12 protein-coding genes, 1 tRNA gene and 1 pseudogene are annotated in these 16,765 nt (G+C 68.4%); 3 read left to right on the top strand and 11 right to left on the bottom strand.

Annotated features, from left to right (window positions below):
* Positions 1-114 precede the first annotated feature (114 nt).
* The 5 genes and pseudogenes from ampD to IDM45_RS10720 form a co-directional block, all read right to left on the bottom strand.
* Positions 115-735 (bottom strand): 1,6-anhydro-N-acetylmuramyl-L-alanine amidase AmpD, encoded by a 621-nt coding sequence (gene ampD, locus IDM45_RS10740; protein ID WP_209422833.1) that lies wholly within the window; start codon positions 733-735, stop codon positions 115-117.
* Complete coding sequence (locus IDM45_RS10735; RefSeq protein WP_209422832.1) at positions 716-2,221, bottom strand: sigma-54-dependent transcriptional regulator; 1,506 nt, start codon at positions 2,219-2,221, stop codon at positions 716-718. The genes ampD and IDM45_RS10735 overlap by 20 nt, the downstream gene beginning before the upstream one ends.
* Complete coding sequence (locus IDM45_RS10730) at positions 2,218-3,903, bottom strand: sensor histidine kinase (protein ID WP_209422831.1); 1,686 nt, start codon at positions 3,901-3,903, stop codon at positions 2,218-2,220. Before IDM45_RS10730 ends, IDM45_RS10735 begins: the two co-directional genes overlap by 4 nt.
* 30 nt (positions 3,904-3,933) lie before the next feature.
* Positions 3,934-4,173 (bottom strand): PP0621 family protein, encoded by a 240-nt coding sequence (locus tag IDM45_RS10725; protein ID WP_408631666.1) that lies wholly within the window; start codon positions 4,171-4,173, stop codon positions 3,934-3,936.
* Positions 4,170-4,978, bottom strand: a pseudogene (locus IDM45_RS10720) (cytochrome C assembly family protein). Before IDM45_RS10720 ends, IDM45_RS10725 begins: the two are co-directional and overlap by 4 nt.
* 89 nt (positions 4,979-5,067) lie before the next feature.
* Between IDM45_RS10720 and ffh the strand changes: the two are divergent.
* Positions 5,068-6,441 (top strand): signal recognition particle protein, encoded by a 1,374-nt coding sequence (gene ffh, locus IDM45_RS10715; protein WP_209422830.1) that lies wholly within the window; start codon positions 5,068-5,070, stop codon positions 6,439-6,441.
* A gap of 707 nt (positions 6,442-7,148) precedes the next feature.
* Here ffh and miaB read toward each other — a convergent pair.
* Entirely contained in the window at positions 7,149-8,492 is a 1,344-nt protein-coding gene (miaB, locus tag IDM45_RS10710) for a tRNA (N6-isopentenyl adenosine(37)-C2)-methylthiotransferase MiaB (protein ID WP_209422829.1), read from the bottom strand.
* A gap of 344 nt (positions 8,493-8,836) precedes the next feature.
* On the opposite strand from miaB, the gene IDM45_RS10705 reads away from it, so the two are divergent.
* Positions 8,837-10,627, top strand: coding sequence for a methyl-accepting chemotaxis protein (locus tag IDM45_RS10705; RefSeq protein WP_209422828.1), 1,791 nt, complete (start codon positions 8,837-8,839; stop codon positions 10,625-10,627).
* 124 nt (positions 10,628-10,751) lie between these two features.
* Here IDM45_RS10705 and IDM45_RS10700 read toward each other — a convergent pair.
* From IDM45_RS10700 to IDM45_RS10680, 5 genes are all read right to left on the bottom strand, one after another.
* A tRNA-Met gene (locus IDM45_RS10700) sits at positions 10,752-10,828 on the bottom strand.
* Positions 10,829-10,871: 43 nt separating this feature from the next.
* On the bottom strand, positions 10,872-11,651 hold the full coding sequence (locus IDM45_RS10695) for an enoyl-CoA hydratase (RefSeq protein ID WP_209422827.1): 780 nt from the start codon (positions 11,649-11,651) through the stop codon (positions 10,872-10,874).
* Between the two features lie 93 nt (positions 11,652-11,744).
* Positions 11,745-13,511: a M61 family metallopeptidase gene (locus tag IDM45_RS10690; RefSeq protein WP_209422826.1), complete on the bottom strand. Its 1,767-nt coding sequence runs from the start codon at positions 13,509-13,511 to the stop codon at positions 11,745-11,747.
* A 92-nt stretch (positions 13,512-13,603) separates the two neighbouring features.
* The gene (locus IDM45_RS10685; protein WP_209422825.1) at positions 13,604-14,317 is read right to left on the bottom strand and encodes a DsbC family protein; all 714 of its coding nucleotides are present in this window, start codon (positions 14,315-14,317) and stop codon (positions 13,604-13,606) included.
* A gap of 77 nt (positions 14,318-14,394) precedes the next feature.
* The gene (locus IDM45_RS10680; protein WP_209422824.1) at positions 14,395-15,534 is read right to left on the bottom strand and encodes an FAD-dependent monooxygenase; all 1,140 of its coding nucleotides are present in this window, start codon (positions 15,532-15,534) and stop codon (positions 14,395-14,397) included.
* A gap of 92 nt (positions 15,535-15,626) precedes the next feature.
* Here IDM45_RS10680 and ychF point away from each other — a divergent pair, with 92 nt between their 5' ends.
* A complete protein-coding gene (gene ychF / locus IDM45_RS10675; RefSeq protein WP_209422823.1) occupies positions 15,627-16,721 on the top strand; it encodes a redox-regulated ATPase YchF in 1,095 nt (364 codons plus the stop codon).
* Positions 16,722-16,765 lie beyond the last annotated feature (44 nt).

The raw sequence follows: 16,765 nt of genomic DNA, 5'->3' as shown, positions 1-16,765 counted from the left end.
CCGACAGTGCAGGGGCTGGCGCAGTGCGGCCCGCCAAGCGGGGCAATGGGCGGCTATGGATAGTAAAAATATGGCCAAAAAGGCCTCCAGGCCTTGTCTGGCAAGCGCTGACAGCTATCTTTTTTGCGAGCGCTGCAGACCTGGCGGGAAGGTGATGCCCGAGCCGGCCAGCGCACCCGAGAGCTGCGCCCAGTCGAAGCCGGCGCCCGGGTCGCCCTTGCGCTGCGGGGCGATGTGCTCGTGCCCGGCGATCCAGGCGATGGGGTAGCGCTGCAGCAAGGCCGCGCACAGCGCCTGCAGCGTGGCGTATTGCGCCGGCTCGAAGGCCAGGCCCTCCAGACCCTCCAGCTCGATGCCGATGGCGTCATCGTTGCAGGCGTCCCGGCCCCGGTAGTGCGAGCGCCCGGCGTGCCAGGCGCGCTGGTCGGCGCTGACGAACTGCCACAGCGCGCCGCCGCGCTCGATGAAGAAGTGGCTGGACACGCGCAAGCCGCGGATCTGCCCAAAATACGGGTGCGCGTCCCAGTCGAGCTGGTTGGTGAACAGCTGCTGCACCTGCGCGCCGCCGTACTGGCCCGGAGGCAGGCTGATGGAGTGCAGCACGAGCAGATCGACCGCCGCGCCGGCGGGCCGCTGGTCGCAGTTGGGCGAGGGCAGGCGGCGTGCGCCGCGCAGCCAGCCGCCGCGCCCCCAGGACAGCCGCCGGGCTGCGGCTTCAGGTCTCGGGCGCGTCATCGGCGGCCTCGCCGCTTTGCGGCAGCGGGATGCTCAGGCGGTCGATGCGGTAGCGGATCTGGCGCAGGCTGATACCCAGGCGCGCTGCCGTGGCCGTGCGGTTGTAGTTGCAGGCCTGCAGGGCGCGGATCAGGATGTCGCGCTCTTGTTGATCCAGCCAGCCTTGCAGATCGCTGGGCAGGGCATCGGGCGCTCCGGTTGGACTGCCGGGCGTCACCGGGGGCGCCAAGGGCACCGGGGCCGAAGGGCTGGCCTGTGGCGCAGGCCGGACTGGCGCCGCCGCCGGGCCGGCCACTGCAGCGGGCAGTTCGATGTCCAGCTGCAGCGCCGTGCCATCGCTCAAGGCCACGGCGCGGTGCAGCAGGTTTTCCAGCTCGCGCACATTGCCCGTGAGCGGGTGGCGCGCCAGTTGCGCCAGCGCCGCCTCGGACAGCGGCGGCACGGCCAGGCCGCTTTCCTGGGCGATGCGCGCCAGCAGGTGCGCGCACAGGGCAGGCAGGTCTTCGCGGCGCTCGCGCAGCGGCGGGATCAGGAGCTCGATGACGTTGAGCCGGTAGTACAGATCCTGGCGAAAGCGCCCGTCCTGCACGTCGGCGGCCAGGTCGCGGTGCGTGGCGCTCAGGATGCGCACATCGACGCTCTCCTCCTGCGTCGAACCCAGGGCGCGCACGCTGCGCTCCTGGATGGCGCGCAGCAGCTTGGACTGCATGGGCAGGGGCAGGTCGCCGATCTCATCCAGGAACAGCGTGCCGCCGCGCGCTGCCTGGAAGTAGCCCTCGCGGTCGTGGCTGGCGCCGGTGTAGGAACCCTTGCGCGCGCCAAAGAACTCGGCCTCCAGCAGGTTTTCAGGGATGGCGCCGCAGTTGACGGCCACCAGCGGGCCGGCGGCGCGCTGGCTGCTGGCGTGCAGGGCGCGCGCCACCAGCTCCTTGCCGGTGCCCGATTCGCCCCGGATCAGCACCGGCGCCATGCTGCGCGCCACCCGGGCGATGCGCTGCTTGACGGCCTGCATGGGTGCGGACTCGCCGATCAGCGGCCCCAGGGCGTCGCTGGCGGCCTCGCCCGGCCCGGCCCGGCCCGCCCGCCCGGCGCGCTGCGGCACCGGCACGCCGCCCATGCCCTGCACGGCAGAGGCCACGACGGCGCGGAACTGCTTGAGATCGACCGGCTTGGTCAGGTAGTCGAAGGCGCCGGTGCGCAGCGCCTCGACGGCGTTCTCCGCCGAGCCGTAGGCCGTCATGACCACGCAGCGCTCGGGGCGCTGCTGCTCGCGCAACTGCTGCAGCAAATCCATGCCGAAGCCGTCGGGCAGGCGCATGTCGGTGATCACGGCATCGAAGCCGTGTTGCGCCAGCTGCGCACGCGCCTCGGCTACGGTGGCGGCAGTCTCCACGCGGTAGCCCTCGCGCAGCAGCGTTAGTTCGTACAGCGTGCGCAGGTCGGGCTCGTCATCGACCACGAGGATGGAAGCGGCTGGGTCTGTCATGCGGCTGGATTGTCGGTCGTTGCGATGTCGGCCCGAAACAGCACGGTGAAGGCGTTGCCGGCGACTTCGCCGCGCGCCAGCTGGCGGCTGCTGCGCTGGTAGCCGATGCTGGCGCCGTGGCGCTGGCACAGCTCGCGGCAGATGTACAGGCCCAGGCCGCTGGAGCGGCTCTCCGACGAAAAAAACGGCTCGAACAGGTGGCGCTCGACGCTGGGCTCCAGAGGCGCGCCGTCGCTCCAGACCTGCAGGCCGGGCCGCCCGCTGGGCGACACGCGCGTGGCCAGGCACAGCGAGTCGGGATGCGCGCCGCAGTAGCGCAGGGCGTTGTCGAGCAAGTTGGTCAGCACCCGGCGCAGATGCTCGGGGTCGAAGGCGACCTGCGCCTGGGGCGCCTGCAGGGCGAGCAGCACCTGGCGCCGGGCCGGCTCCTGCGCCTGCCAGTCGCGGCAGATCTGCTGCACGCTGGCGTCCAGCGGCACCGGCTCTGCCGGCGCCGGGTGGCCACTGTGCTGCACGCGGGCGATGTCCAGCACGTCCTCGGTGATGCGCGCCAGGCGCTGGGCGTTCTGGCGCACGATGGCGCTCAGGCGTCTTTGCCCCGGCTCTTGCAACTCCTCGTCGAGCAGTTGGTTGGCCTGCGAGATGGCCGCCAGCGGGTTGCGGATCTCGTGCGCCACGGCAGCCGACATGCGGCCCATGGCGGCGAGTTTTTCCGTGCGCAGGCGCGCTTCCATCTCGCGCAGGTCGTGCAGGAACAGCACGCACAGCGGCTCGCCGTCGGCAAAAGCGCTGGCCGCGCGCGTGTGCGTGGGCCAGCAGCGCACGCGCAGGGCAATGGGCGGCTGGCCCTCCTGGGCGACGTTCACGTCCAGCGTCTGCGGCTGCTGCAGGGCCAGGGTTTCGCGCGCCAGGCGCAGCAGCGGCTGCCACGGGCCGTCCGCCGCCAGGGCAAAGGGCACGGCGCCGGCTTGCATCTGCAGCAGCAGCAGGGCCGCCGGATTGGCCAGGCGCACCAGGCCGCCGGCGTCCAGCACCAGCACGCCATCGCCCACGTGCTGCATGACCAGGGCGCTCACGGCGCGCTGGGTGCGCGCATCGATCTGGCTCAGGCGGGCGGCCTTTTGCTCGCTGATCAGGCGCGCCGCCAGCTGGTGCGTGAGGTAGGCAACGATGAAGTAGCCGGTGCCGGTGAGGGCCGCCTGCAGGGTCTGGGCAGCGCTGTCGCCGCCGCCTTGCCGCACGGCCCAGGCCAGCAGCAGCAGCGTCGCCCCGGCAGCCGTGCCCAGCGCCAGGGTCAGCGTGCCCAGCACCGAGGCCAGCAGCAGCGGCAGGCCGAACAGGGGCGTGAAGTTCATGTTGCCCGCCGGCTGCAGTGTCTGCAGCAGGCCGATGAGCAGCATGTCCACGCCGACCGAGGGCAGCCAGTGCAGGCCTGGCTGCGGTGCCGGCGGCTTGCGCGCGCCCAGCGCGCGCAGCAGCACCGTGGCAGCGAAATAGCTCACGCTGGCCGCCAGCAGCCAGGGCGAGGAGGCCTGGCCGACAGCAGCGCCCAGCATCAGCAGCACCAGCAGGGCCAGCGCCACCATGATGCGCCCGGTCAGGAAGCCGTGCCACAGGCGCAGGAAGGACAGGTCGTCGGGCGCACGCGGGGACGCCAGCAGCGCGGCCTTGACAGTCGGCATCGGCCTAGGCCCTTGCGGCTGCGCCAGCGCTCATGCGTCGCGCCCCTGGCGCCGGTGCGCCTCGCAGCAGTAGCTGTGCCCGTCGTGGCTCAGCGCCTGCGACTGGGGCAGGTGGACGCCGCAGCGGGCGCAGCGCACCATCGGCTCGGGCAGGCTGGCCTGGGGCGCGCCGCGCGGGCCAGCCGGGGGGCGCGGCATCCGGCGCTGCCCATTGCGCCACAGGGCATAGACCACGGCGATCACCGCCGCCAGCAGCAGGTACTTCATCATCCGGCGCGCCCCAGCAGCACTTCCATGACGAAACGCGAGCCGGCGTAGGCCAGCAGCAGCAGCGCCGCGCCGGCATACAGCACGCGCGCCGCCCGGGCGCCGCGCCAGCCAAAGCGCGCCCGGCCCAGCAGCAGCACGGCAAAAGTCAGCCAGGCCAGCAGCGAGAACACCGCCTTGTGATCCCAGCGCCAGGCCTGGCCATAGAGCGCCTCGCCAAACAGCCAGCCCGCCACCAGCGTGGCCGACAGCAGCAGGAAGCCGGCGGCGACGAAGCGCAAGGTGAGGCGCTCCAGCGTCAGCAGCGGCAGCGCCGTGGACGAGGTGACGGCCTGGCGGATCTGGCGCTCGGCGCGCCCCATCAGCCAGGCGTGGATCACGGCGGCGGCAAACAGTCCATAGCAGGCCACGCCCAGCGTCAGGTGCAGCGCCAGCCAGGGCGAGGCCGAGACCGGCAGCGCCCGGCCCGGAAACAGCGCCGCCAGCAGCACGGCGGCAGCGCCCAGGCCGCCCAGCGCGGCACGCGCGCGCATCTGCGGAAACAGTTGGTGCTCGACGGCGTAGATGGTCAGCACCAGCCAGGCCGTCATGGACAGCGCCGGCGCAAAGCCGAAGTGCGGCGTGCTGCCCATCAGGCCCCAGGCCAGGGTCACGGCGTGCAGCACCCAGGCGGGCGCCATGGCCCACAGGCTGCGCCCGGCGTGGGCGCCGGCGCCGGCACGTGCGGCGCTGGCCGCGCCCAGGGCGTAGGCCAGGGCGGCGCTGGCGGCCAGCAGCCACAGGGCCAGGGGGCGCTGGGTAAAATCATGGGTTCGCAGTTTAGCCGTCCAGCCTCGCGCAAGGGACGGCCCTCGGGCGCAGCACGCGCGCCCTCAAAAGTCTCTGGAGCACGCATTCATGGCCTCCGCCCTGACCGAAAAACTCACCCGTCTCGTCAAGGAAATGCGCGGCCAGGCCCGCATCACCGAGTCCAATGTGCAGGACATGCTGCGCGAAGTGCGCATGGCGCTGCTCGAAGCCGACGTGGCGCTGCCGGTGGTGCGCGACTTCATCGCACGCGTCAAGGACAAGGCCCTGGGCCAGGAAGTGCTGGGCAGCTTGAAGCCCGGCCAGGCGCTGGTGGGCATCGTCAACCGGGAGCTGGCCGCCACCATGGGCGAGGGCGTGGCCGACCTGAACCTGGCCGCGCAGCCGCCCGCCGTCATCCTGATGGCCGGCCTGCAGGGTGCAGGCAAGACCACGACCACGGCCAAACTCGCCAAGCACCTGATCGAAAAGCGCAAGAAAAAGGTGCTCACCGTCTCGGGCGACGTCTATCGCCCGGCGGCCATCGAGCAGCTCAAGACCGTGACCAAGCAAGCCGGCGCCGAGTGGTTTGCCAGCACGCCGCAGCAAAAGCCCCGCGACATCGCCACCGCCGCGCTGGACTACGCGAAAAAGCATTACTTCGACGTGCTGCTGGTGGACACCGCCGGGCGCCTAGCCGTCGATGAAGTGCTGATGCAGGAAATCAAGGACTTGCACGCGGTGCTCAAGCCCGTCGAGACGCTGTTCGTGGTCGATGCCATGCAAGGCCAGGATGCGGTGAACACGGCGCGCGCCTTCAAGGAAGCGCTGCCGCTCACCGGCATCGTGCTGACCAAGCTCGATGGCGACTCGCGCGGCGGCGCGGCGCTGTCGGTGCGCCAGATCACCGGCGCGCCGATCAAGTTCGCCGGCGTGTCCGAGAAGATCGACGGCCTGGAAGTGTTCGACGCCGAGCGCCACGCCGGGCGCATCCTGGGCATGGGCGACATCGTGGCGCTGGTCGAGCAAGTCAGCGCTGGCGTGGACATGGAGGCGGCGCAAAAGCTCGCCGCCAAGGTCAAGAGCGGCGACGGCTTCGATCTGAACGATTTCCTGGGCCAGCTCCAGCAGATGAAGCAGATGGGCGGGCTGTCCAGCCTGATGGACAAGCTGCCCACCGAGCTCACCGCCAAGGCCGGCGCCGTGGACATGGATCGCGCCGAGCGCGACATCCGCAGGAAGGAAGGCATCATCTGCAGCATGACGGCGCAAGAGCGCCGCAGGCCCGAACTCATCAAGGCCACGCGCAAGAAGCGCATCGCCGACGGCGCCGGCGTGCAGGTGCAGGAAGTCAACCGTCTGCTCAAGGAATTCGAGCAGATGCAGGGCATGATGAAGAAGATGAAGGGCGGCGGCCTGATGAAGATGATGAAAAAAATGGGCGGCATGAAGGGCATGAAGGGGATGCCTGGCCTGCCGTTCTGACAGGATTGCAAGACTTGCCAAACCGATGGGAGCACCAGCCATGACCGCAAGCACGCACTTCATCACCGAACAGGATTACGAACAGGGCAGCCTGCCCATTGACTGCCTGGACATGGCGCTGCCGCTGGACGAGATCTATCTGGATGTCCCGGCAGCCTGAAAAGCCCTGGATTGAGCATGTTTCCCGGCTCAAAGCCAATCCAGGCAAGCGCTGACAGCTATCAATATCAAAGCGGTTTTTGAACCTGCAGCAGGGCCTGCACCTGTTGCTGGGCGATGACGTGCCTTGGCTGCCAGCAAAATTTGCTGTATGGCAGCGTTAAACAACCGGCGCCGTCGTCTATCCGCACCGATCAGGGGCCAGAGTTCACCAGCTGGGCTTTCATGGCATGGGTTGCGGCACGGTGTGTGCGGCTCCTGTTCAACCATGCAGGCTGCCCGATCTAGAACGTCTGCATCGAGAGCTTCAACGGCAAATTCAGGGAGAAGTACTTGAAGGAGCAATGATTGCAGAGCACGTTCTCGTTAACGCCCAGGTCTTTTTCCGTCTGGGCCACAGACACGCCATGCTCAACGGTTCGTAGACTCTTTTGTTCATGATGGCCTCGATTCTGAAGGGAGTGTTGCACTTCAGATTTGAGGCCGCCAAGGTTTCAAGGTCAAAACTATCTGAAACCGTTGCAGGACAAGCGCTGGCAGCTAGCGTTTCAATAGCTTGCCGGCACCCGGGCCAGCACCTCGCCACGCAGCGTATAACTGCGCGCCTCGGTGATCCGCACGTCGATCATCTGCCCGACCAGCTCGCCGCCACCGGCGAAGTTGACCACGCGGTTGCACTCGGTGCGCCCCATCAGCTCGCTGGCGTCGCGCCTGGACGCGCCCTCGACCAGGATGCGCTGCACCGTGCCCACGCGCTGGGCGCTGATGTCCTTGATGTTCTGGTTGATCACGGCCTGCAATTGCTGCAGCCGGGCCAGCTTGGCCTCGTGCGGCGTGTCGTCGTGCAAATTGGCCGCCGGCGTGCCCGGGCGCGGGCTGAAGATGAAGCTGAAGCTGTTGTCGAAGTGGACATCGTCGATCAGCTTCATCATCTTGTCGAAATCCTCTTGCGTCTCGCCCGGGAAGCCGACGATGAAGTCGCTGCTCATGGCCATGTCGGGGCGGATGGCGCGCAGCTTGCGCACCGTGCTCTTGTATTCCATAGCTGTGTAGCCGCGCTTCATGGCCATCAGGATGCGATCCGAGCCGTGCTGCACGGGCAGATGCAGGTGGCTGACCAGTTTTGGGATTTTTTCGTAGGCGGCGATCAGGCGCGGCGTGAACTCGTTGGGGTGGCTGGTGGTGTAGCGGATGCGCTCGATGCCGGGGATCTCGGCCACGTATTCCAGCAGCAGGGCGAAGTCGGCCTTGTCCGCCGTCTCGCCCATGGCGCCAGCATAGGCGTTGACGTTCTGGCCCAGCAGCGTCACTTCCTTGACGCCCTGATCGGCCAGGCCGGCGACTTCGACCAGCACGTCCTCGAACGGGCGGCTGACCTCCTCGCCGCGCGTGTAGGGCACGACGCAGTAGCTGCAGTATTTGGAGCAGCCTTCCATGATGGAGACGAAGGCCGAGGCGCCCTCGACGCGCGCCGGTGGCAGGTGGTCGAATTTCTCGATCTCGGGGAAGCTGATGTCCACCTGGGGCCGGTGCTGGCGCTGGCGTGCATCGAGCAGCTCGGGCAGGCGGTGCAGCGTCTGCGGGCCGAACACCACATCGACGAAGGGCGCGCGGCGGATGATCTCCTCGCCCTCTTGGCTGGCCACGCAGCCGCCCACGCCGATCAGCACGCCCTTTTCCTTGAGGTGCTTGACGCGGCCCAGGTCGGAAAAGACCTTTTCCTGCGCCTTCTCGCGCACCGAGCAGGTGTTGAACAGGATCAGGTCGGCCTCGTCGGGGTTGTCCGTGGGCTGGTAGCCTGCGGCGGCCTGCATCACATCGGCCATCTTGTCCGAGTCGTACTCGTTCATCTGGCAGCCGAAGGTCTTGATGAAGATTTTCTTCTGGCTCATGGGCGCGCTCCAGGCAGCCGCAGGGCGGCAGGGGCCGGGCTGGCCGAGGGGCGGGCGGGGTGGCGGGCGTCAGCCCGGCAGTGCGGGTCGGGAGGGCAGCGGAGCATGGTGTTTATCCAGGAGCTGGGGGACAGAAAGGGTGGAAGGGCCGCGATTGTGCCCAAAGCGCAGAGGCCGCAGCTATCGCCTGTCTCCCGGCTATGCGGGGACAATCAGGGGATACCCGGACGCCAGGTAGCAAGAAGCTACAAAATGGGCGCTGGCTGATCGCCGACCGGGGGCGCTGTGGAGGCGCCCGCACAGCCGGTCATCCAGCCTTTTTTCTTTCCGTGAGCAAAGCAGCCATGAATTTTTCCCATATGAAAGTTGGCACCCGGCTGGGGCTGGGCTTCGCCCTGGTCATCCTCGCCGGGCTGGCCGTGGCCCTGATCGGCGGGCTGAAGTTGCAGGCCATCCAGGCCAATACTGCGCTGCTGGTGCAGGATCGCATGGTCAAGATCGAGCAGATCAACGACATCATGAACAACCTGAACGTGGTGGCGCGCGCCTCGCGCAACATCGCCATGATGGATGACCCGCAGCAGCAGCAGCAGGAAAAGCTGCGCATCGACGAGGCACGCGCGCGCAACAGTGAGCTGTACAACAAGTTGCAAGCAACTGTGAACACAGACGCTGGCCGGCAGTTGTTGGAAAAACTCTCCCAGCAGCGCGCAAGCTACAACGCCACTATCGACAAGGCGGTGGATCTGGGTCTGGTTGGCCAAAGCGCCATGACCATCGACGTGCTGCTGCGCGAGAACCGCCCACTGCAGGCGGCCTACCTCGCCACCTTGCAGGAGCTGACCGACCTGCAGAAAAAAGCCGCCCAGGACACGGCCCGGGAGGTGCAGTCCATGGCCCAGTCCACCACTGCCCTGATGGCGCTGGTGGCGGGGCTGGCTGCCGTGGTGGGCGCGGTCATTGCCTGGCTGATCACGCGCACGCTGGTGCGCCAGCTCGGCGGCGAGCCCGACTACGCCGCCAGTGTGGCGCGCGAAATCGCCGGGGGCAATCTGGCCGTCGAGGTGCGCCTGCCTGCGGGCGACAGCACCAGCTTGCTGGCCACCATGCTGGCCATGCGCGACAGCCTGGCGCAGGTGGTCACGCGCGTGCGCCAGGGCTCGGAGGCGGTGGCTTCGGCCAGCACGCAGATCGCCCAGGGTAACCAGGACTTGTCGGGGCGCACGGAAAGCCAGGCCAGCGCGCTGGAGCAGACGGCCGCGTCCATGGAGGAGCTGGGTTCGACGGTGCGGCAAAACGCCGACAACGCGCGCACTGCCAACCAACTGGCGCAAAGCGCCAGCACCGTGGCCGTGCAGGGCGGCGAGGTGGTCGATCAGGTAGTGCAGACCATGCGCGGCATCAACGATGCCAGCCGCAGGATTGCCGACATCATCGGCGTGATCGATTCGATCGCCTTCCAGACCAACATCCTGGCGCTCAATGCGGCTGTCGAGGCGGCGCGCGCCGGCGAGCAGGGCCGGGGCTTTGCCGTGGTCGCCGGCGAGGTGCGCCAACTGGCCCAGCGCAGCGCCGAGGCGGCCAAGGAGATCAAGCAGCTCATCACCGACAGCGTCGAGCGCGTCGAGCAGGGCACGCAGCTGGTCGATCGCGCGGGCAGCACCATGGATGAGGTGGTCACCGGCATCCGCCGCGTCACCGACATCATGGGCGAGATCAGCGCCGCCAGCGGCGAGCAAAGCCAGGGCGTGCTGCAGGTCGGCGAGGCGGTGCAGCAGATGGATCAGGCGACGCAGCAAAACGCCGCCCTGGTCGAGGAGATGGCGGCGGCGGCCTCCAGCCTGAACCAGCAGGCGCAGGAGCTGGTGCAGACGGTGGGCGTGTTCCGGGTGGCGGGCAGCATGGGCGGCGCATCAGCCGCCAGCCGGCGGGCCGTCGCGCCAATGGCAGCCAGGCCGGCACCGGTGCGCACTGGCCCTGCGGCGGTTGCACAGCGCCCGGCGGCTGTCCCGGGCGCGGCGGGCAGCAAGGCCCCGGTCGCCAGCAAGGCGCCAACGCTGGCTGCGCCCAAGGCACCGGCCCGGGTGCCGGCAGCAGCCCCTGCGGCGGACAACGATGAGTGGGAGAGTTTTTGAGTTGAGCTGACGCCGCAGCCCAGGCCCGCCCGCACTATTGCGGCAGGCCTTGGGCAGCCTGCCTGCGTACAGCGGCCAGGCAACAAAAAAGCCCGGCGACTGCCGGGCTTTTTTATGCTTTGTCTGGTGGTGGTACCGGGACTTGAACCTGGGACATCAGCATTATGAATGCTGCGCTCTAACCAACTGAGCTATACCACCGAAGCCGCAGATTATAGAGCAAAAATCTGCGGTGCAAGAAAAATCACTGGTGCGTGAAGTTGGCCTGGCGCTTGTTCACGAAGGCGTCCATGCCTTCCTTCTGGTCGGCAGTGGCAAACAGTGCGTGGAACAGGCGGCGCTCGAACATCAGGCCGTCCGAGAGCGTGCCCTCGAAGGCGCGGTTCACGGTTTCCTTGGCGGCCATGACGGCAACCTGCGAGAAGCCGCTGATGACGATGGCGGCGCCAATGGCTTCTTCCATCAGCTTGTCCAGCGCCACCACGCGGCTGACCAGGCCGGCGCGTTCGGCCTCGGTGGCGTCCATCATGCGGGCGGTGAGCGCCATGTCCATGGCCTTGGACTTGCCGATGGCGCGCGGCAGGCGCTGCGTGCCGCCGGCGCCGGGGATCACGCCCAGCTTGATCTCGGGCTGGCCGAATTTGGCGTTGTCGGCGGCGATGATGAAATCGCACATCATGGCCAGCTCGCAGCCGCCGCCCAGGGCGTAGCCGCTCACGGCGGCGATCACGGGCTTTCTGATCTGGCGGATCTGCTCCCAGTTGCGCGTGATGTAGTCGCCCTTGTAGGCGTCGGCAAAGCTGTACTTGGCCATGGCGCCGATGTCGGCGCCGGCGGCAAAGGCCTTCTCGCTGCCCGTGACGATGATGCAGCCGATTTTCTCGTCGGCATCAAAGGCCTTGAGCGCCGCGCCCAGCTCGTCCATGAGCTGGTCGTTGAGGGCGTTGAGCTGCTTGGGACGGGCAAGCGTGATGATGCCGACCTTGTCCGCTTCGGTGCGCACTTCGATGCATTCGTAGGCCATGGGGGTTCTCCGTGTTGGCTGGGTTGTGGTGAGGGAAAGCAAAACCGTCTGACTATAGCCACGGCGGGCCACGGCGGGCCACGCCAGGGCGCATCAGGCGCCCAGCCAGCGCTGTGCCAGGCCGGCATCGGCCACGTCCAGGCGCACGGTGTCCGCGCCCGGGCCGCCAGGGGGCACGTCCAGTGCCAGGCGCAGCAGCCGCCGGTCGCGTGCCACCAGCGCAGTGCAGGGCTGCTGCGGGTCGGCATACAGCAGCACGTCGTCGAGCTGCTGCACGCGCCAGGCCTCGCCGGGCGTCTCGATGCCCAGCCACTCGTCGCCGGCCATGAAGCCGGCAGCCTCGGCGGCGCCGCCGCGCAGCACGGACTTGATGTGGACGCTGCCGGCCGCCTCGCTGGCGCGCAGGCCCAGGCGCTGGGCCAGCGCGGGCGGCTGCTGCACCAGGGCGATGCCGTGCGCGGCCAGCAGCTCGGCCAGGGGCAGCTCCTGCGTGCCGTGTACCCAGGCGCCGATCTCGCCGGCCCAGCTGCGCCCGGTCAGCGCGTGCAGCACCTGCAGCAGCTCGCCTTCGTCCATCGGCCCGCCCTGGGTGCGCTGCCACAGCGCGCGCATGACATCGTCCAGCGTCGTGTGGCCACCCCGGCGCAGCGCCAGATCCAGGCACAGGCCGACCAGGGCGCCCTTGGTGTAGTAGCTCACGGTGGCGTTGGGGGTGTTCTCGTCCTGGCGGTAGTACTTGACCCAGGCGTCGAAGCTCGCCTCGGCCACGCTCTGCACGAAGCGCCCCGGCGTCTGCAGCACCTGGTTGATGGTCTTGGCCAGCACGCGCAGGTAGCTGGCGTGGTCGAGCAGGCCGGCGCGGCGCAGCAGCAAGTCGTCGTAGTAGCTGGTGAAGCCCTCGAAGAACCACAGCAGGCGGGTGTAGTTCTCGCGCGCGTAGTCGTAGCGGGCGAACTGCGCCGGGCGCAGGCGCTTGACGTTCCAGGTGTGGAAGTATTCGTGGCTGAACAGGCCCAGCAGGCTCTGGTAGCCCTCGCTGGGGGCCTCTTCGCCCAGGCGCGGCAGGTCGCGCCGGCTGCAGATCAGCGCGGTGGAGTTGCGATGCTCCAGGCCACCGTAGCCGTCATTGACCACGTTGAGCAGGAACACATAGCTGTCGAAGGGCGGGCGGCCATCGCCGTGCCACAGGCGGATGGCCTCCTCGCAGATGCGGCGCACGTCGCGCACCAGGCGCTGGCTGTCGAAGCTGGGCGCGGCGCCGGCCACGACCAGGCGGTGCGGCACGTTGCAGGCGGTGAAGCGGATGCTCCAGAACGGCCCCATCTCGACCGGGCAGTCCACCAGCTCGTCATAGTTGCGCGCGCGGTAGCTGCCAAAGCCCGAACGTGCCACGCGGTGCGGACTCAGGCCGGTGGCCAGCGACCAGCCGGTGAGTTCGCGCGGGCGCTCGATCTCCAGGTCGTGCGCCTCGTCCTCCTGGCCGTGTACGCGCAGGCAGACGCTGGTGCCGTTGAAGAAGCCCCGCTGGGTATCCAGCCAGGCGGTGCGCACCGAGGTGTCGTAGGCGGCGACTTCGTAGCTCACCGTCAGGGGCCGGCCTGCGGCGCAGCCGGCGCGCCAGCTGCACTTGTCCAGTTGCCGCAGCTCGACCGGCTGGCCGTCCTGGCTGGCGCCGCGCATGTGCAGGTTCTTGGCAAACTCGCGCACCAGGTAGCTGCCGGGGATCCACACCGGCAGCGACAGCTCCTGTTGCGCGGCAGGGTTGTGGACGGTCAGCAGCACGCGGTACAGGTGCTCGTGGCGGGCGGCTGGGTCGATGCGGTAATGCACCGCTGCCGAGGTCGGGCGCAGCGTGGTCATGGGGCGGGTGGAGTTTCCTTTTTGCTACCGTATATATAGCTGTCAGCGCTTGCCTGTATTGGGTTTGAGGCTGATTTGACTGTTATTGACTGTCACTTTGCGGCTTCGGCCAGGCGTTTTTCCACGTCCTGCGCGCCGATGGCGCCGGGCACACGCGTGCCGTCGGCAAAGATCAGCGTGGGCGTGCCGGTGATCTTGTACTTGCGGCCAAAGGCCAGGTTGCGCTGCAGCGCGGCGGTGTCGCAGCTGGCGGCGGTGGGCGCCTTGTCGCGCAGCATGTAGTCGTCCCAGGCGCCGGCCTGATCCTTGGCGCACCAGATGTTGCGCGACTTCTCCGCCGAGTCGGGGCTGAGGATGGGGTAGAGGAACAGGTACACCGTCACGTTGTCCACGTTCTGCATGTCTTTTTCGAAGCGCTTGCAGTAGCCGCAGTTGGGGTCTTCGAAGACCGCCAGCTTGCGCTCGCCCTTGCCGTGGACGATGGTGATGGCATCTTGCAGCGGCAGCGCCTTGAAGTCGATCGCGGTGAGCCGGGTGATGCGGTCTTCGGTCAGGTTGCGCCGCGCGCGCGTGTCGATCAGCTCGCCCTGGATCAGGTAGTTGCCGCTGGCGTCGGTATAGAACACGTCGGTGCCCACGCGCACTTCGTACAGGCCCTTCATGGGTGTCTGGCGCACTTCGTCGATCTGCGACAGCTGCGGAATGCGCTCGGCCAGGGTCTTGCGGATGGCAGCATCCTGCGCGCAGGCAGCGGCGCCGGTGAGCAAAAGGGCTGCCGCAGCGAGCAGGGTACGGGCTGTTGTCATGGAGAGAATCCGCTCAGGATGGGGAAGATGAAAAAAAGCACGGGCCGCGCAGCGCACGGCCCGTGGCGGGAGGTCGATCAGATGGCGGCGCTGCCCATGGCGCGCCGCGCCACCCACTGCTTGAGCGGGCCGCTGCGCGCAAAGCCGTTCATGCCCCAGTTGCGCGCTGCTGCGATGAAAGGCTCGCGGCGGGCAAACAGCTGCTGCAGCCCGTCCATGACCACACTGGCCGGCAGCAGCGCCGCCTTGGCGCGGCGCTCGTAGCGGCGCAGCAGGCGCAGGTCGTGCAGCGCGCGCCAGGATTCGCGCCCCTGCAGCACCTGCGCCAGCGCCAGCGCATCGGCCAGGCCCAGGTTCAGGCCCTGGCCGGCCAGCGGGTGGACGTTGTGCGCCGCATCGCCCGCCAGCACCCACGCGGCCTGCGCCTGCCCCGGCATGGGGCCGCACCAGCGGCGCGCGCGCGCCTGCTGCAGCGGCCAGCTGGCACGCGGGGCGCTCACGCGCAAATCTCCGAGGGCGTGCTGGCTGGCCTGGGCCAGCGCCTGGGCCAGGGCGTCGTCGTCGGCCGCCAGCCATTGCTCGATGTGTTCATGCGGGACAGACCAGACCACGGCCACCGAGTTCCCCGCCGGCCCGTCCAGCGGCAGAAAGGCCAGGATGGAGCCGTCCGGCGCAAACCACTGGCGCGCCACCTGGCCATGCGGCAGGCTGCATTCGAGCCGCGTGGCCAGCGCCGTCTGGCCGTAGGGCGTGATGTCGAAGTCGATGCCCAGCTCGGCGCGCGTGCGGCTGGCGCGGCCCTCGCAGATCACCGTGAGCGGCGCGGCCACTGGCGCCTCGACCACCTCCACCTGCGGCTGAAAGCGCACGGCCTCGCGCAGGCGCGCCTCCAGCGCCGGCACATCGACGATCCAGGCCAGCGCCTCGCTGCCCTGGCTGCTTGCATCAAAGCGCACCAGGCCGTCCTGGTCGGCGGCCACTTCCATGTGCAGCACCGGCGTGGCGTGCTGGGCGTCGGGCCAGGCGCGCAGTGACTGCAGCAGGGCCTGCGAGGCGCTGTTGAGCGCATAGGCACGCACGTCCGGCGCCGGGGTCGCTGCTGGGGCCGGGGTGGGTGCGACCAGCGCCACGCGCAGGCGCTCGCGCGCCAGTAACAGGGCCAGGGTGCGGCCCACGATGCCCGCGCCACGGATGCAAATGTCGAATGTCTGCGCCATGCGGGCGATTGTAGGAGGCGGCTGCGGCGGGTCATTCGGGGCCGCATCCTAGAATCGCGGGTTTCCCAGACACCCAGAAAGCCTTAAGCGCCATGAGCCTGAAATGCGGCATCGTGGGCCTGCCCAATGTCGGCAAGTCCACCCTGTTCAACGCCCTCACCAAGGCCGGCATCGCTGCCGAGAACTACCCCTTTTGCACCATTGAGCCCAACACCGGCGTGGTCGAAGTGCCCGATCCGCGCCTGGCGCAGTTGGCCGCAATCGTCAAGCCCGAGCGCACCGTGCCGGCCATCGTCGAGTTCGTGGACATCGCCGGCCTGGTCGCCGGCGCCAGCCAGGGCGAGGGCCTGGGCAACCAGTTCCTGGCGCACATCCGCGAGACGGATGCCATCGTCAACGTGGTGCGCTGCTTCGAGGACGAGAACGTGATCCACGTCGCTGGCCGGGTCGACCCGATCGCTGACATCGAGGTCATCCAGACCGAGCTGTGCCTGGCCGATCTCGCCACTGTCGAAAAAGCGCTGAACCGCTATTCCAAGGCCGCCAAGAGCGGCAACGACAAGGAGGCGGCCAAGCTGGTCGCCTTGCTCACGCCCATCCAGGCGGCGCTCGACGAGGGCAAGCCGGCGCGCACGGTGGAGGTGTCCAAGGAGGACGCGCCGCTGCTCAAGCAGTTCTGCCTGATCACCGCCAAGCCGGCCATGTTCGTCGGCAACGTGGCCGAGGACGGCTTCGAGAACAACCCGCTGCTGGACAGGTTGAAGAACTACGCTGCCGCCCAGGGCGCGCCGGTGGTCGCCATCTGCGCCAAGATCGAAGCCGAAATGGCCGAGATGGACGACGACGACCGCGCCATGTTCCTGGCCGAGATGGGCCTGGAGGAGCCTGGCCTGAATCGCCTGATCCGCGCTGGCTACGACCTGCTGGGCCTGCAGACCTACTTCACCGCCGGCGTCAAGGAAGTGCGCGCCTGGACTGTTCGTAAGGGCGACACCGCGCCGCAGGCTGCCGGCGTGATCCACGGCGACTTCGAGCGCGGCTTCATCCGCGCGCAGACCATTGCGTTCGACGACTTCCTGCAGTTCAAGGGCGAGCAGGGCGCCAAGGACGCAGGCAAGATGCGCGCCGAGGGCAAGGAATACGTGGTCAGGGATGGGGATGTGATGAATTTTTTGTTCAACGTCTGACGCTGCCCTGCAGCCCAGATGGGATTGCCTGGTCTGCCAGCCAA

The sequence above is a fragment of the Melaminivora jejuensis genome (assembly GCF_017811175.1).
GTDB classification, from domain to species: Bacteria; Pseudomonadota; Gammaproteobacteria; order Burkholderiales; family Burkholderiaceae_C; genus Melaminivora; species Melaminivora jejuensis.
Note: the sequence above shows the minus strand (reverse complement) of the source record. Positions and strands in the feature narration are given on the sequence as shown.

What these genes read in the sequence shown, in the direction of transcription:
- ffh (WP_209422830.1), top strand. Translation starts at nt 5,068, where the DNA reads ATGGCCTCCGCCCTGACCGAAAAACTCACCCGTCTCGTCAAGGAAATG.
- miaB (WP_209422829.1), bottom strand. Translation starts at nt 8,492, where the DNA reads ATGAGCCAGAAGAAAATCTTCATCAAGACCTTCGGCTGCCAGATGAAC.
- IDM45_RS10730 (WP_209422831.1), bottom strand. Translation starts at nt 3,903, where the DNA reads ATGCCGACTGTCAAGGCCGCGCTGCTGGCGTCCCCGCGTGCGCCCGAC.
- ychF (WP_209422823.1), top strand. Translation starts at nt 15,627, where the DNA reads ATGAGCCTGAAATGCGGCATCGTGGGCCTGCCCAATGTCGGCAAGTCC.
- IDM45_RS10685 (WP_209422825.1), bottom strand. Translation starts at nt 14,317, where the DNA reads ATGACAACAGCCCGTACCCTGCTCGCTGCGGCAGCCCTTTTGCTCACC.
- IDM45_RS10690 (WP_209422826.1), bottom strand. Translation starts at nt 13,511, where the DNA reads ATGACCACGCTGCGCCCGACCTCGGCAGCGGTGCATTACCGCATCGAC.
- IDM45_RS10735 (WP_209422832.1), bottom strand. Translation starts at nt 2,221, where the DNA reads ATGACAGACCCAGCCGCTTCCATCCTCGTGGTCGATGACGAGCCCGAC.
- IDM45_RS10680 (WP_209422824.1), bottom strand. Translation starts at nt 15,534, where the DNA reads ATGGCGCAGACATTCGACATTTGCATCCGTGGCGCGGGCATCGTGGGC.
- ampD (WP_209422833.1), bottom strand. Translation starts at nt 735, where the DNA reads ATGACGCGCCCGAGACCTGAAGCCGCAGCCCGGCGGCTGTCCTGGGGG.
- IDM45_RS10725 (WP_408631666.1), bottom strand. Translation starts at nt 4,173, where the DNA reads ATGATGAAGTACCTGCTGCTGGCGGCGGTGATCGCCGTGGTCTATGCC.
- IDM45_RS10695 (WP_209422827.1), bottom strand. Translation starts at nt 11,651, where the DNA reads ATGGCCTACGAATGCATCGAAGTGCGCACCGAAGCGGACAAGGTCGGC.
- IDM45_RS10705 (WP_209422828.1), top strand. Translation starts at nt 8,837, where the DNA reads ATGAATTTTTCCCATATGAAAGTTGGCACCCGGCTGGGGCTGGGCTTC.